16 protein-coding genes and 1 tRNA gene are annotated in these 14,883 nt (G+C 44.1%); 12 read left to right on the top strand and 5 right to left on the bottom strand.

Going from position 1 to position 14,883, the window contains the following annotated elements:
* Positions 1-24: 24 nt before the first annotated feature.
* Positions 25-432 carry a hypothetical protein gene (locus J4N44_RS23290; RefSeq protein ID WP_074051372.1) on the top strand — a complete coding sequence of 136 codons (408 nt, stop codon included), beginning with the start codon at positions 25-27 and terminating at the stop codon, positions 430-432.
* Positions 433-613: 181 nt separating this feature from the next.
* Here J4N44_RS23290 and J4N44_RS23285 read toward each other — a convergent pair.
* Positions 614-688 (bottom strand) — tRNA-Gly (locus J4N44_RS23285).
* 325 nt (positions 689-1,013) lie between these two features.
* Here J4N44_RS23285 and J4N44_RS23280 point away from each other — a divergent pair.
* The 3 genes from J4N44_RS23280 (at position 1,014) to J4N44_RS23270 (ending at position 2,805) form a co-directional block, all read left to right on the top strand.
* A complete protein-coding gene (locus J4N44_RS23280; RefSeq protein ID WP_252045265.1) occupies positions 1,014-1,532 on the top strand; it encodes a DUF4136 domain-containing protein in 519 nt (172 codons plus the stop codon).
* 137 nt (positions 1,533-1,669) lie between these two features.
* A complete protein-coding gene (locus J4N44_RS23275) occupies positions 1,670-2,077 on the top strand; it encodes a hypothetical protein (RefSeq protein WP_005452269.1) in 408 nt (135 codons plus the stop codon).
* A gap of 50 nt (positions 2,078-2,127) precedes the next feature.
* On the top strand, positions 2,128-2,805 hold the full coding sequence (locus tag J4N44_RS23270; protein WP_252045264.1) for a DedA family protein: 678 nt from the start codon (positions 2,128-2,130) through the stop codon (positions 2,803-2,805).
* A gap of 85 nt (positions 2,806-2,890) precedes the next feature.
* Here J4N44_RS23270 and J4N44_RS23265 read toward each other — a convergent pair whose 3' ends face one another.
* The 3 genes from J4N44_RS23265 to J4N44_RS23255 all read right to left on the bottom strand — a co-directional run bounded on the left by J4N44_RS23265 (position 2,891) and on the right by J4N44_RS23255 (position 4,562).
* Positions 2,891-3,208 carry a hypothetical protein gene (locus J4N44_RS23265; RefSeq protein WP_252045263.1) on the bottom strand — a complete coding sequence of 106 codons (318 nt, stop codon included), beginning with the start codon at positions 3,206-3,208 and terminating at the stop codon, positions 2,891-2,893.
* Between the two features lie 94 nt (positions 3,209-3,302).
* Positions 3,303-3,710 (bottom strand): hypothetical protein, encoded by a 408-nt coding sequence (locus J4N44_RS23260; protein ID WP_009702315.1) that lies wholly within the window; start codon positions 3,708-3,710, stop codon positions 3,303-3,305.
* Positions 3,711-3,920: 210 nt separating this feature from the next.
* Entirely contained in the window at positions 3,921-4,562 is a 642-nt protein-coding gene (locus J4N44_RS23255) for a murein L,D-transpeptidase catalytic domain family protein (RefSeq protein WP_005452264.1), read from the bottom strand.
* A 574-nt stretch (positions 4,563-5,136) separates the two neighbouring features.
* On the opposite strand from J4N44_RS23255, the gene J4N44_RS23250 reads away from it, so the two are divergent.
* The 4 genes from J4N44_RS23250 (at position 5,137) to J4N44_RS23235 (ending at position 7,854) form a co-directional block, all read left to right on the top strand.
* Complete coding sequence (locus J4N44_RS23250; protein WP_252045262.1) at positions 5,137-5,541, top strand: NUDIX hydrolase; 405 nt, start codon at positions 5,137-5,139, stop codon at positions 5,539-5,541.
* A gap of 500 nt (positions 5,542-6,041) precedes the next feature.
* Positions 6,042-6,740 (top strand): aspartate/glutamate racemase family protein, encoded by a 699-nt coding sequence (locus J4N44_RS23245; RefSeq protein WP_252045261.1) that lies wholly within the window; start codon positions 6,042-6,044, stop codon positions 6,738-6,740.
* Between the two features lie 48 nt (positions 6,741-6,788).
* Entirely contained in the window at positions 6,789-6,962 is a 174-nt protein-coding gene (locus J4N44_RS23240; protein WP_009696122.1) for a hypothetical protein, read from the top strand.
* A 136-nt stretch (positions 6,963-7,098) separates the two neighbouring features.
* Positions 7,099-7,854, top strand: coding sequence for a 5'-methylthioadenosine/adenosylhomocysteine nucleosidase (locus J4N44_RS23235; protein WP_005452257.1), 756 nt, complete (start codon positions 7,099-7,101; stop codon positions 7,852-7,854).
* A 94-nt stretch (positions 7,855-7,948) separates the two neighbouring features.
* On the opposite strand, the gene J4N44_RS23230 is transcribed toward J4N44_RS23235, so the two are convergent.
* Positions 7,949-10,285 carry a putative bifunctional diguanylate cyclase/phosphodiesterase gene (locus J4N44_RS23230; protein ID WP_047516149.1) on the bottom strand — a complete coding sequence of 779 codons (2,337 nt, stop codon included), beginning with the start codon at positions 10,283-10,285 and terminating at the stop codon, positions 7,949-7,951.
* 541 nt (positions 10,286-10,826) lie between these two features.
* Here J4N44_RS23230 and rbsD point away from each other — a divergent pair.
* The 4 genes from rbsD (at position 10,827) to rbsB (ending at position 14,727) form a co-directional block, all read left to right on the top strand.
* A complete protein-coding gene (gene rbsD, locus J4N44_RS23225; protein WP_009696124.1) occupies positions 10,827-11,246 on the top strand; it encodes a D-ribose pyranase in 420 nt (139 codons plus the stop codon).
* Positions 11,247-11,270: 24 nt separating this feature from the next.
* Entirely contained in the window at positions 11,271-12,776 is a 1,506-nt protein-coding gene (gene rbsA, locus J4N44_RS23220) for a ribose ABC transporter ATP-binding protein RbsA (protein ID WP_005452250.1), read from the top strand.
* Positions 12,773-13,756: a ribose ABC transporter permease gene (gene rbsC, locus J4N44_RS23215; protein ID WP_005452248.1), complete on the top strand. Its 984-nt coding sequence runs from the start codon at positions 12,773-12,775 to the stop codon at positions 13,754-13,756. Before rbsA ends, rbsC begins: the two co-directional genes overlap by 4 nt.
* A 92-nt stretch (positions 13,757-13,848) precedes the next feature.
* Positions 13,849-14,727, top strand: coding sequence for a ribose ABC transporter substrate-binding protein RbsB (gene rbsB / locus J4N44_RS23210; RefSeq protein WP_005452246.1), 879 nt, complete (start codon positions 13,849-13,851; stop codon positions 14,725-14,727).
* The last annotated feature ends 156 nt before the right edge of the window (positions 14,728-14,883 follow it).

Genomic DNA, 14,883 nt, shown 5'->3' with positions numbered 1-14,883 from the left:
TTTGTAAGTTTTAAGGAACGGACGATGACATTTAATCGAGTTTTCTCAATTGTAACGATGACCGCCGCTATGCTCAGCTCTGGGTACGCATACGCAGCACCTGCTTTTAGTGCAGATCAGTTGTGTAAAGCAGGGTTGGCACTGGCTATTGATAAGCAGCCTCGCGGGATTAAATCAGCGGGAACATCGGGTCAACGTATTTTGCTGGCTTTGAAAAATGGCAAAAACGATTGGGATTACCGCTGCACGGTGAATCGTCAGAATCGTACGTTAAAGATTGATGCTAGGGACTTCAAGCGAAATGATAAATATCTCGCTCAAGCCATACGTTATCGCATCAATGAAGGGAAGCGATCGGTTGAGGTCACCATGAAGAAACGCGCTGGTGGCGGGCTGAAAAACGACACGTTCACGACACTTCAGTTGGATTAACCCCAAAGATATGGGGAACACAATAACGAAGACGCGCCCCTGCACTCTGCAGGGGCTTTTTTATGCCTGCAGTTAGAGGTAGCAAATACAGAGATCGATTACAGCCACAGCATGATAGCAATGAAGTACGAGTTTAAAGGGTATTTTAGGGAACTGATAAAAAGTTAGCTTAGGGAAAGCTTGGAGCGGGCAGCGGGAATCGAACCCGCATCATCAGCTTGGAAGGCTGAGGTAATAGCCATTATACGATGCCCGCGCATCGATAGGACTCATTCAATATGCCAGATTGAGTGCAAAAGAAAAGTCTTTTTTGCTCAATAAGTTGCTTAGTGAGTAAATAAATACCGATTCGTTCAAAAAGCGCACAGCACTGTTGGCAATATGTCGCTCTGAATACGATTTCACTCTCTTTCTCAACCAGTGTTTTACTCTGTTCTTAGTCTCTATTACGTCTTGAATTTGAACACTTGGCATTCATGGTCAAGACTAAATGTTGAAATGATTCAATATTTTCTCAGGTTCGTAAGATTGAATACCACAACTTGCCGAGAGACCGGCTCGATAGAGAGAGGAGAAAGAGTATGTGGAAAGGTTTATTGGCAATGTTGTTTGCTATCTCGGTGGTTGCTTGTACCACGGTAACCACTGATGTTGACAAGCAAGCGGATTTCTCATCCTACAAGACGTTTGATTTTGGTGAACAATCAGACACCCCAACCAGTTTGGATGCTCGTCGCATTGAGCAAGGGTTAGCAGCTCAACTGGAATCAAAAGGAATGTCGCGCGTGAAAAGCGGCGGTGATCTGTATGTGCACCACGACATTATCAAAGAATCGGAGATCGTATCTTCTGGTTCAAGTTTTAGTGTCGGTTACGGTTGGAACAGTTTTGGTGTGGTGACGTCCAGTCCTGAGCGTTACAAAGAGAAGAAGTACGGCAAATTGGTCGTTGAGCTTGTCGATACTAAAGCCAATCAAGTGGTGTGGAAGGGGGTTTCTAGCCGTAAGCTCACCGAGTCAATGAGTACTGAAAAGCGCGAAGAGTTGATCTCGGAAGAAGTCACGAAAATGTTTGAAAACTACCCTTATGCTAAAGAGTAAATTGAAGGTTAAATCATCGCCTAATCGCGCCAACAATCATTTGCAAAACGCTCTTTTTATTATCGATTAAGAATTTGAATTGCAAATTTGCACGCACGGAGTTACAACAGCGTATCGTTGTGGTTTAGGTGAATTCTGTGCGTGCTTACTTAGTCTCTGTATTAGGACTCTTTGTTGCGCTGATGGCTTTTGGGTTGAGTCAGGCTTCACCGTCACCAAAAATCTCCTACGCCGTCAGTTACACCTCTTCATTGATTGATGGTGAGGCGCATCTAGAGAAAGCACCGTTTTCTCCTTCACGTAAAGTCGCTGTGAGTTTATTCAGCCGCAATGCACTCCGCGTCAACCATTCCAATACGTCGCCAGATTCGGATGATTTCGATGTGCTGCCTGCACGTTGGCTAAATGACGTGCAGGATTTCAACAAACGCGAGTTTACTGACGTAGCGTTGCCTGTCATTCAAATCTTTTATTCGCACTCCAAATATCGGCTGGGGGCAGGGCAAGAGTCCAACCTGATCTATCGCTTTATTCATGCGCGGTAATTCCTATTCATTAATTTTCGAAGTTTGATTGTGATGTTTAGGAGTTTGTTATGTTTGATTCAATTGCGCAGGTGCTGTTTGCTTTGTGGCACCAGGATTTTACTGCACTGATGGCACCCGGTAGTGCAGGACTTATCTACTTTGTTGTGGGTGCGCTTATTTTTCTTGAGAGTGGTTTTATTCCTGCGGCGCCTTTCCCTTGTGATAGTGTTGTTGTGCTTTCAGGCACTTTAGCGGCGGTGGGTGTATTGGACCCAGTGATGATCATGTTAGTGATCGTAGTGAGTGCGGCAATGGGAAGCTGGGCTGCTTACCTACAAGGCAAATGGTTAAACCGTTTACCAAAGGTGCAGGGTTGGGTAAATGCAGTTCCCGCAAAACGCTTGGAGCAAGTTGACATGTTACTTGGTAAGCATGGCTTGATTGCATTGTTTTGTGCGCGCTTTATTCCGGTTGTGCGTTCTTTGCTGCCTTTAATGATGGGTTTGCGCGTTAATCGCGTGAGTAAGTTCCATTACTTCGCATGGTTGAGTGCGATTCTATGGACGCTGCTGCTGTGTGGTTTAGGCTTATTATTGCCTCTACTGCCAGAGAAGCTTAACAAGATTGTGACCATGGGATTGATGGCTGCACCGGTGATTACCCTGACCATTGCCATTATGAGCTTTGTATTGGTGAAGGTGCGTAAGGCTTGGAGTAAATCGAAAACCACGCCGCAATTGCCATAGTCTTATAAACCTGAAGCTCGAAAAGCAAAAAAGGCGCGATGATCGCGCCTTTTTGGTTCTCTACGTAAATTGAAATGAGCTGGAATCAGTAACCATTGTTATAAAGGTATTCGCCTGCTTCTTTGCACTCAGTTTTGTAGAGCTGTTCCATTTTGGTTTCATCCATGCCTTTTGCTTTGAATTCGGTCTCTGCCGAAGAAAGCTGGCTGAATGTGTACCCACGTTCTGCCATTAAGTAATGACGAAACATTGCACGGTGCTCAGGAACCGCTGTTCGTGCGTTAGAAGCATTGGCACACTCCATCAGAACGCTGTTGCTCATTTCTTCTGGTTTTGCTGCGTGCGTAGTTGTTGTGAATAAAGTAATAAGCGCCAAAGTGGCAATAGTCGCGATTTTTTTCATAATCAGGATCTCGAGTTAATTCGGTGTTCAGATGAGATCATCCATGGCTGGTACTGACGGTTTCCATATTGTGTCAGTACAGTCAATGTGCGAGCTAAGCGTCGCGACTGTGTGCAAACACGTACAGTAAATTGGCTTGCTTCCATCTAGCTAGATGATACGAGCGACGGTATGCAAATACATCGGCAGCATCGGGTAATGGCGTTGCTTTGAGCGCTATGTCCAACAGTGATGGAGACAAAAACGCGACTAACAGGTGATAGTCGGGCGTTATATTTAGTGGTAAATCACCATCGTTACCGGATGTACGGCGACAAGGGAGTAAACCAAGCAAATCACGTTTTAGGTGACGAAAGTAACCGTCTGGACTCCAAGAGTCGCGAGTATTCCATGCACGATAAGGCGCTTTTATTGCGTGATAATCGTATTGAGTGAGCTTATAAAGCTTTTCTGAATGCGTGTAGTGGAATTCTGAGGATGGCTGATTTTGCGCTGCAAGCATTTGCCCTGAGAACAGGGAGAGTGACAACAAAAGCAAAAGGCGAAATACGTGAACCAAAACTAACCCTAAAACACTATGGAATCGATATTCGTTTGCTGCCTGAAGGTGGCGCTTGCGTATACTAACGACTTGCTGAAAGGATGAACAGTTTTTTGTCGCATTAAAAAAGGGAGCGTATCAGCTCCCTTTTCAACATTAGGTCAAGAAACTTCAAGCGCTAGCGTAGATAACACTGCCACCTTTAATGGTGTCGATGATTTCTCGTGATAGCTTCTGTGGTAGAGCGGGGCAACCCCAACTGCGACCAAGATAACCATTCTTCTTAATGAAAGAAGGATTCGCGTAGTCTGCACCATGAACCACGATGTAACGCTCTCGTGCTTTATCGTTAACGCCGGATGTCAGTCCATCCAAGCGAAGTGAATAACCGTTAGAACCATAGTATGTGGTATCGGTTAAGAATGTTCCTAGAGAAGTTTTACGAGAGTTCACAACATTAGAAAACTTCGTTGCGGTCTTCTTGCCGCTGTTTACGCCGTGAGAGACATAAGTATTAAAAATGAGCTTCTTCTTGTCCAAGTCGACCACATAAAAGCGTTTTTCAGTAGATGGTTTACTGTAATCGATGATAGTCAAAAGTGGCTTTTTGCGGTCTGAGGTTTTCTTATAAGCTAAGAACGCATCATTGAATAAACTGAAGTCAATGACGCCTTCCAACTTGGCTTCTTTATATGTCTTTTCAACAAGTTGTTTAGTGGCTTTTGTTTCTGTCGCTTTGCCTGAATGATGAGCAAAGGCAAAAGGAGAAACTGCCAGCGATGTCCATATCAATAATAAAAATAGCTTTTTCATTTGTACTAAATAAAACTCTTGGTGCAACAAATTTAGCGATTGCTTCGTGCAGTCGTTAATACAGCATGCTCATCAATTTAACTCTATTCCCAATGTTGCTTATTATGCGTAGCGACGCCTATTACTCAAATATTTTTAGTATTTGGTAAAGACTATCCAACTAACTTACTGAATTTAATCAATATTGAGAGGTTAATTGATGACTTTAAAAATCTTCAGAACAAATACTAGCCGATTTGGCTAATTAATAAAACTGTGTTTACCAATATTTACTGAGATGGATACTCAATAAAACATCGTTTAATTATACTTTTAATAAAAATATTGTTTGAATTCAATGAACTTATTTCTAACTGGTCATTCGGAGAAAAGTTTTTAGACTGTGATCCTAGTCGTAACAAATCATGACTGAATAAAGGTGAATGTATTGATAGCTACTATGGGTTGCGGGGCATATTCAACCAAACGGCCAGCTAGATTGTTGTATATCGTTAAGTTATTCGTGTTCACCATCCACATCATCCAAACTTTTTATGTTAGCGTGCTATAAAACTGTTAGCAGAAGGCATTGAAGATGGAAGTTCATGAGTGTGTCTCATTTATCCTAGTTAAGGATGATGAAGTGTTATTAGAAACAAGATCGAAGGACAAGGACTCTGACCCAGGTATGATCGCGATACCCGGTGGGCACATGGAACAAGGCGAAAGTCAGTCCATGACATTGCTGAGAGAATTAGACGAGGAGCTAAACATCAGACCGCAAAGGTGCGGGTATTTGTGTTCTTTATATCACCCAACCACCGAACTTCAATTGCTTCATTATTATGTAGTCACTGATTGGGTGGGAGATATTCAGAGCCTAGAAGCAGAATCTGTCAATTGGTATCCAATAATAAATGCGCCTGTTGCTACAGAAGTGGATCGCATAGCTTTAAGTGAATATCAAAGATTAAGGCATGTATTAAAAATCGGTATTTAATGATGACTTCTCAATAAATAATGTTTGTGGATAGTCATAATATTTTTAATTAATGATTAAATGACGAGTACATTTGAAATAAAGTTTTTCTGATAAATAGTTTAAATGAATTGTATACCCAAGTGACTTCAAGATGCAGGATTCAGAGCATTGTCATTGATTCGAGTTCAAGGAAAACAACACCGTGTAATAGCCAGCTCTTTCCAAGTTGTTTGACGCAGCCATTGGTTTAATTAAAAAAGCGGGGCAATGACACGCTCCCGAAGGGCACTCTTTGCAAATAGTAAGGGTCTTGGCTTGTATACTTTGTTGCCGATTCTTGATTTAGAGTGACTAGATCTTTAAATCGTCGCCGCGTCTACAAACCAAGTCATTCTCGCTGAACCTAGCATCTCGAGGTTACTTGGGTATAAAACATTGATCAAAAATAAACCTTTCTTTCAGTAAGTTATGCTAGTTTCTGTAAAAGTTGAACAAAAGCTAAATATACAAGGAAGAAAATGAAAACGATAGGTCTGATTGGTGGCATGTCATGGGAGTCTACCGCAAACTATTACCAAATTATTAACCGAGAAGTGAAAGCGCGCTTAGGTGGTTTGCATTCAGGTAAAGTCTGCTTGTACAGCGTCGATTTCGCCGAAATTGAAACGCTGCAACACCAAAGCCGTTGGGATGATACTGCAATCATTCTCGCGCAGGCAGCAAAATCAGTGGAAGCGGGCGGTGCAGATTTTATTTTGATTTGTACAAACACGATGCACAAAGTCGCAGACCAAATTCAGCAGGCTGTTAATGTACCGCTTGTTCATATTGCCGATGCGACCGCAGAGCAGCTTGTGGTGGATGGCATTAAGAAGGTTGGTTTACTTGGTACGCGTTTTACCATGGAACAAGACTTCTATAAGCAGCGACTTATCGATAAATTTGGTGTTGATGTCGTCGTACCCAGTTCAGATGACCAGACGATTGTTCATGACGTTATCTACAACGAATTGTGTAAAGGCGAAGTGCATGATGATTCGCGCCAACACTACCTTACTATTATTGAGAAACTCGTGGAACAGGGGGCTGAAGCAGTCATTCTGGGTTGTACTGAAATCGCGATGTTAGTTGAATCTCAGCACACTGACGTCAAGCTTTATGACACAACTGAAATCCACGCGAAAGCAGCGGTAGAAAAAGCCCTCGACTCAAAGTGAGACTTCGCTTAACAGGCTTAATCAGATCAACGAACTCAAGGAAGAGTGATGAACTATCGATGCGGGCAATGCCGCCAGTTTACTCGTCAAAAAGGTAGCGCAGATATTTGCGGTGCATGGGGGCATCCCACTGATGCAAAACGTCCAGCGTGTGACTATTTTATGCCAACCGTTAGCGCAAAAGAGCGTGTAGCTTCTTCAATGAAAACCAAAAATGGCTAAGTCTTTCTCATTAATTGAGAATTTCTTAGCCAATCAGTATGCATTGACCAATGCAAACGATTGCTTGGTTTGGGATGTGTTGTATAATCTGCGTCGCGTCACACTTTGGTGACACGTATTACATTTCAGGACTCCCATGTTGAAGAAATCTCTTGCTCTCATGCTTGCTGCGTACTCACTTCCTTCCGTTGCAGGTTCTACCATCGGTATCGTTGGTGCGATGGATGTTGAAGTTGAAGCGCTATTACCAAAAATCCAAAATCAACAAGTAAAGAAAATCGGTAGCCATCGCTTTTATATGGGTGAGTTAGAGGGAAAAACGGTCGTTGTGACTCAATCGGGTGTTGGTAAAGTCAATGCAGCGATGACGACAACCCTTCTGATTGAATCTTTCGGTGTTGACCAACTTATTTTTACAGGAATTGCGGGCGCAAGTGATCCGAAATTGGATCCGCTAGACGTGGTCGTCTCTACGCGTTTGGTGCAACACGATGTGGACCTAACCGCATTTAACATGCCGAAAGGCTTGCTGCCTGATTATGAAGAGCGTTACTTCTACGCCGATAAAACACTGCAAAAGTATGCATTCGATGCTGCCGTTGACACACTTGGGAAAGAGAGTGTTTATCGAGGCATTATCGCATCAGGTGACCAGTTCATTGCGAGCAAAGTGAAGGTAACCGGTATTTACCAAGAATACAACGCGATGGCGGTAGAAATGGAAGGCGCAGCGCTAGGTCAAGTCGCAGATGCATTCAACGTACCTTACGTGGTTATCCGTACGATCTCTGATAAAGCGGATGGCTCAGCAGATGTTGTTTACTCAGACCTGAAGAAGGCAACTGCAGACAATTCTGCAAACATTACTCTGAATATGCTGAAACGCATGTAATTGAAAATAGGTTCGGCAAACTTTTGCAAGCCGTAATAAGACGAAAAAGCAGCACTTAGAATGCTGCTTTTTTCTTGAAGATTTGCTTCACCCACTAAGCGATGTGCGTGCTCTTGAACGGCTGATCGTTTGCAGATTTCCACCAATGATCGAGTTGCTCTTTGTTCATTGGCTTGCCAAACAAATAGCCCTGCATAAAGTCGCAGCGGTAAGAAGAAAGCCACTCGTGCATCACGTTATGCTCAATGCCCTCAGCCGTAACGGTCTTATTCTGTGCATGACACAATTCTATAATTGGTTTGATGACATGCCCATTATCGGTGTTCATCAGGGTTAACAAAAACTCCCGGTCAAATTTGATTTTCTGTACCGGGTACTGCACTAACTGCGTCAAAGAAGTATAACCAGAACCAAAGTCGTCTATTGCCAGTTTGTAACCTAGTCTCGATAGCTCATCGAGTAGGGCTGTACCTTGTTTATCAGACGCAAAAGTTTCGGTAATTTCTAGCTCAATACAATGCGCAGGAACACCATTTTGTGATGCTTTATCATGGATGAATTCCGCCATAGACAGTGAGTTCAGTTCTGCAGACGATAAGTTGATGGACAAAATAATGTCTTTCCCAAAGATATTTTTGAGCTGGTGGTATTCCGCCATGGCATTCGCGAATACCCAGCGGTCAATCTTTTCGAACAAACCGGTTTGTTCAGCAATAGGAATGAACTCTTTTGGTGGTACTGAACCGATCCCTTCAGCTTCCCAACGTAATAGGACTTCCAAGCCTTCTATCTCGTTGGCATTACTGTTCATGTATGGTTGGAAAACAAGATGAAACTCTTCTTCAACGTTAGCTTTGCGCAATGCGCGTTCAATTTGGCTACGACGTTGAGCCTCGATATTGAGTGCTGCAGAATAGTAAGCGTATTGGTTTTTACCAGCACGCTTAGCTTGGTACATTGCTGCGTCTGCACTCGATAAGAGCTTGGCGATATCACCACCGTCTGTTGGGTATTGAGCGATACCCACGCTGGCTGTTACTGGAAATGAGTTTTTCGCTGACTGAGTTAAGTTGTTAATTGGCTTTAGCAACTCCGCGGCAAACAGATCGGGTATATCGCTATTCTCTTGATTAGAACTGAGTAAGATTGCGAACTCATCACCGGACAAACGCGCACCGAAACATGGGCTATTGTATTGTTGAGTGAACTTCTGACACGCATTTTTGATGTGTCTGGAGAAGACTTGCAGCAACTTATCGCCCAGTTCGTGACCGTATTTGTCGTTGACGTATTTGAAGTTATCTAGGTCAATATAAATTACCCAAAGCTGATCTGAAGGATCCGCCAGTTCACGGCTTGCAAGTTCGTGGAAGCGATGACGATTAGCAAGTTGAGTTAAGTGGTCGGTTTCTGCCAAACGCTTGGTCTTGTGGTAGACGTTGTTCAGCTCTTCATACATATCAAAGAAGCGAGAAGAAAGGCGTCCAATCTCGTCATCAGTGTCTAGTTTTTCAATGTTAGCACGCTTGTTGGACTCAATTTCTCTAAGCTGTTTGTCTAAGTGGGATACCGGGCTAAGTACGTAACGATACAGCACCAAGACAATTAATGTGATGGTACAAAACGAGGCAATGCCAAACGACAATGCCAGTTCTAGCCAGACCTTATCGACCTTATTCCACATCAGATATTCTGCTGGCGATAAAATGGCATAGAAATGGGGTAGAAGTTCAATCGTCTGGGCGAGGGGAATATCTAAGATAATCGGCTTGTCAGAAAAGGTAATCACGCTGTGCGTATCAAATTCGATCTCATGTTTGATGTCATTGAACGCTTCGAGTGACACAGACACGATAACAAAGAAAACGTTTTGTGGGTCAAAGCTTAACGGGGGTTCTCCGGTACGTTTATCAAACAACTCATATTGCAATAGAATGCTTTGCCCGCTGCTGTTGTAAATAAAACCGGTATGGCTGACATCCCCATTGGCTTTATAGCTTTTGTCGACATACTCAAGGATCTTAGGGTCCACTCGACCATTTGATTCGTAATATTGATTTTCGGTGTAGTAGAGAAGGTCTTGTCTACCATCGAGGATCGCCATGTTGGCATCCCCTCGGTACCCGTGGCTGAGCACCTCTATGGTTTCATCTAAACGTTTGAACAGTTGCCTCTCACGATAGCGGTTATCATGATTTACAAAATAATCTTGCAGTACCTCGCTTTTACCCAAGGTATAGGCATAACTGTTGAGAAAAATGTTGGCTTGGCGAAACTGTCCAGCGAGCTTTTCCATTTGCAGCTGGATATAGCTGTCTTCCCTTTTGATTAGCGTGACTTTTTGAATGCTATAGATGATGTAACTCGACACCAGCGCGCTAATTAGAATGACAGGGGCGACAAGCAAAACGACTCTGTTGCTTAATTTCATGTATTTCTTACTTTCCGTTTGTGTCCCTACAAACGCTTCTAACCTGAGAGTATTACCTATTGGTGCCTACCTGAGGTATCGAACGGATGATGATACTTTCCTTGTATTCGAGGAAATTGTAAGTGTGTGTTTTTCGAAAGTCAGTCAGGTTTCCGATATTTGTGATGCTGTGTGAGGTTTTTTCATGTTCACAGGTGTCACCGTCTCATAAATTGAACAGATTTATTCCAGCGAAAAGGTCTTCAACTCATTCGTCCGACTTATGAATTCAGATTAATACCGATTGAATGGAAGTCTCTCTCCCGTTCAATAGATATCATCGAAACGTTTCGATGGCGAAGTGTGACCTCAATATCTTTTTCTTAATCAGTTAGCACTCAATTACGGATCATTCTCACACCTTATCGATCTGCGACTGGTCAATTCTCCTTGGCGTTCTATTATTGCATCGAAACGTTTCGATGAGTGTTTTGTCAATATAGAAATTAGTCCAAGAGAGACACTCACAGTTGTATGAACGTGTAACCGAAAGGTCGATGAGATGAAAAAAAGTACCCTAATTAACTCAGAAATTTCTTACTTGGTGGCGACGCTGGGTCATACCGACGAAATCACCATTTGTGACGCGGGCTTGCCAATTCCTGATCATGTACAACGTATTGATTTAGCGTTGACTCATGGCGTACCTGGTTTCCTTGATACCGTTCGCGTGATTCTGTCTGAGTCCCAAATTGAAGGGGTCATCATTGCTGAAGAATTCGCAACAGTTAGCCCAGTTCACCACGATGCGCTGATCTCTGAACTAACCAAAGAGAGTGAGCAAACAGGTAAGCAAATCGCGATTAACTATGTATCGCATGAAGATTTTAAAGTTCGTACAGAACAAAGCCGCGCTGTTGTTAGAACAGGCGAGTGCACACCGTATGCGAACGTGATTTTCCAAGCTGGCGTGGTGTTTTAAGCCACAACTAATTGAGGACAAATTATGACTCAAGCCATTCTACAACTAAGCGACATTGAGAAAGCCTTCCCGGGTGTTAAGGCGTTGGATAAAGCCAGCCTTAATGTATACCCGGGTCGAGTGATGGCGCTGATGGGCGAGAACGGGGCAGGTAAGTCGACCTTGATGAAAGTGCTTACAGGCATCTACCACATGGATGCAGGAAGCATCAAATATCAAGGTCAGCCAGCGGCGTTTAAAGGTCCGCGTGATTCTCAAGAAGCGGGCATCAGTATCATTCACCAAGAATTGAACTTGATCCCTGAGCTGACGATTGCTGAAAACATCTATTTAGGTCGTGAATTTACCGGCACGATGGGACGTATTCAGTGGAGCAGAATGTACGAAGAAGCAGATAAGTTGCTTCAACGCCTTAACGTAAAGCACTCTTCAAAAACATTGCTTGGTGATTTAAGTCTTGGTGAGCAGCAAATGGTGGAGATTGCCAAAGCGCTGTCTTTCGAATCCAAAGTCATCATCATGGATGAACCAACGGATGCGTTGACCGACAAAGAGACGGAATCGCTGTTTAAAGTGATTAACGAACTTCGCGACCAAGGTTGCGGCATCGTTTACATCTCACACCGTCTGAAAGAAATCTTCGAAATCTGTGATGACATTACTGTGTTACGTGACGGCAAGTTCATTGGCGAATGCCAAGTTAAAGACACCAACGAAGATGGACTCATCGAAATGATGGTTGGTCGTAAGTTGGAAGAGCAATACCCGCGTATCGATGTGACGCATGGTGATGTTTGTCTTGAAGTGATTGGTTTGACGGGCTCGGGTGTTCATGACATTAGCTTCACGCTTCAACGTGGTGAAATCCTTGGTGTGTCAGGCTTGATGGGCGCGGGGCGTACAGAGTTGATGAAAGTGATTTACGGCGCGCTACCAAGTGAGCGTGGCGTCATCAACTTAGACAATAAGACCATTAACCCGGTTAGCCCACAAGATGGCTTGGCGAATGGTATTGCTTACATCTCTGAAGACCGTAAAGGCGATGGCTTGGTGCTTGGCTTATCCGTGAAGGAGAACATGTCTCTGTGTGCACTGGATAAACTTACCAAAGGCTTCCAAATCCAACATGGCGAAGAAGTCGTGGCGGTAGAAGACTTCATCAAACTGTTCAACATCAAAACGCCAACCCGAGACCAAATCATTGGCAACCTGTCTGGTGGTAACCAGCAGAAAGTGGCAATCGCAAAAGGGCTGATGACCAAACCCAAAGTTCTGATTCTGGATGAGCCAACTCGCGGCGTCGACGTGGGTGCGAAGAAAGAAATCTACCAGCTAATCAACAAATTTAAAGCCGATGGCATGAGCATCATCTTGGTTTCTTCTGAGATGCCTGAAGTGCTAGGCATGAGTGACCGCATAATGGTGATGCACGAAGGTCGAATCACGGGCGAATTTGATGCGAAAGACGCCGACCAAGAAACACTACTCGCTTGTGCCGTAGGCAAGAAGATCAATGAGGAAGCAGCATGAGTACTAATACCATGAGCAAACCAAACGAAACGGGCAGCAAGAAGCTGTTCACTAAAGAGTGGCTGATTGAACAAAAGTCACTGATTGCACTGTTATTTTTGATTGTTGTCGTGTCATTTTTGAACCCGAACTTTTTTACGGTAGACAATATTCTTAATATCCTTCGTCAAACCTCAGTTAACGCAATCATCGCGGTAGGTATGACGTTGGTTATCCTGACCGCAGGCATCGACCTAAGCGTAGGTTCTGTACTCGCACTATGTGGTGCGTTTGCCGCGAGCATGATTGCATTAGAAGTGCCTGTGCTTATCGCAGTTCCGACTGCATTGTTCGCTGGTGCAGCTTTGGGGGCGATCAGCGGTATCATCATTGCCAAAGGTAAGGTTCAAGCCTTTATCGCAACACTGGTTACCATGACGTTACTACGCGGCGTAACCATGGTTTACACCGACGGCCGTCCTATCTCTACGGGCTTTACTGACACAGCAGATGCATTTGCATGGTTTGGTACAGGTTACGCACTTGGTATCCCGGTTCCAGTTTGGTTGATGGTGATTGTCTTTGCGGCAGCTTGGTACCTACTGAACCACACTCGTTTTGGTCGCTACGTGTACGCACTTGGTGGCAACGAATCAGCAACGCGCCTTTCTGGTATCAACGTTGACCGTGTAAAAATTGGTGTATACGCCATCTGCGGTATGTTGGCAGCGCTTGCTGGCATTATCGTGACGTCTCGTCTGTCTTCGGCACAACCAACAGCGGGTATGGGCTACGAGCTAGACGCTATCGCAGCGGTTGTTCTTGGCGGTACCAGCTTGATGGGTGGTAAAGGTCGCATAATGGGAACATTGATTGGTGCTCTAATCATCGGCTTCCTAAACAACGCGCTGAACCTACTCGATGTTTCTTCTTACTACCAAATGATTGCGAAAGCAGTGGTTATCTTGCTAGCAGTACTGGTAGACAACAAAAACAAGTAATTGATATTTAAAATAAAGAGCTCCATTACATCCTGAATACAAACCGAGCCAGAGGACGTGTGCTGGCTCACCCTACACAAAGGACTAGAACGATGAAAAAACTCGCAACTCTTATCTCTGCTGCACTTCTTTCTTCAACCGTATCGGTAGCGGCGCACGCTCAAGATACAATGGCGATTGTAGTTTCTACATTGAATAACCCGTTCTTCGTAACGATGAAAGACGGTGCAGAAGCGAAAGCGAAAGAACTGGGATACGACTTGATTGTACTGGACTCGCAAAATGACCCGAGTAAAGAACTGTCAAACATCGAAGACCTAACGATTCGTGGCGTAAAAGCGATTCTGATTAACCCAACAGATTCAGACGCTGTGTCAAACGCAATTCGTATGGCGAACCGTTCTAAGATCCCTGTGTTGACACTAGACCGTGGTGCAAGCCGTGGTGACGTAGTGAGCCACATCGCTTCTGACAACGTAGTTGGTGGCGAAATGGCTGGTCACTACATCATGGAAAAAGTAGGTGAGAAAGCGAAAGTTATCCAGCTAGAAGGTATTGCCGGTACGTCTGCGGCGCGTGAGCGTGGTGAAGGCTTCATGACAGCAGTGAAGGGCAGCAACATGGAGCTACTAGCAAGCCAACCTGCTGATTTTGACCGTACTAAAGGTCTGAACGTAATGGAAAACTTGCTTGCAGCGAACCCTGACGTTCAAGCAGTATTTGCTCAGAACGATGAGATGGCACTGGGTGCGCTTCGCGCAGTTCAAGCGTCTGGTAAAGATGTACTCATCGTTGGCTTCGACGGCACTGACGACGGCATTGCAGCAGTTAATCGTGGCAAGCTAGCAGCAACTATCGCGCAGCAGCCAGATCTTATTGGTGCTTTGGGTGTAGAAACGGCCGACAAAGTATTGAAAGGTGAGAAGGTTGAGGAGTACATTCCTGTTCCGCTTAAAGTCGTGACTAAGTAAGTTTAACTCCCAACTCAGTGATTCTTCTTTGTTGAAGATAATGGAATGACCCAATGAATGTGTTGGGTCATACCAAACAACAAAATGGTACGTTAGAAAACTGAATCTATTTGAATCGTAATACGCTTACGTTTTTTCAAAGAGCGTAAACCTATT

This window comes from Vibrio sp. SCSIO 43155 (genome assembly GCF_023716605.1).
In the GTDB taxonomy this organism is placed as follows: domain Bacteria; phylum Pseudomonadota; class Gammaproteobacteria; order Enterobacterales; family Vibrionaceae; genus Vibrio; species Vibrio harveyi.
The sequence above is the reverse complement of the archived record's forward strand: the minus strand, read 5'-3'. Positions and strand labels throughout refer to the sequence as shown.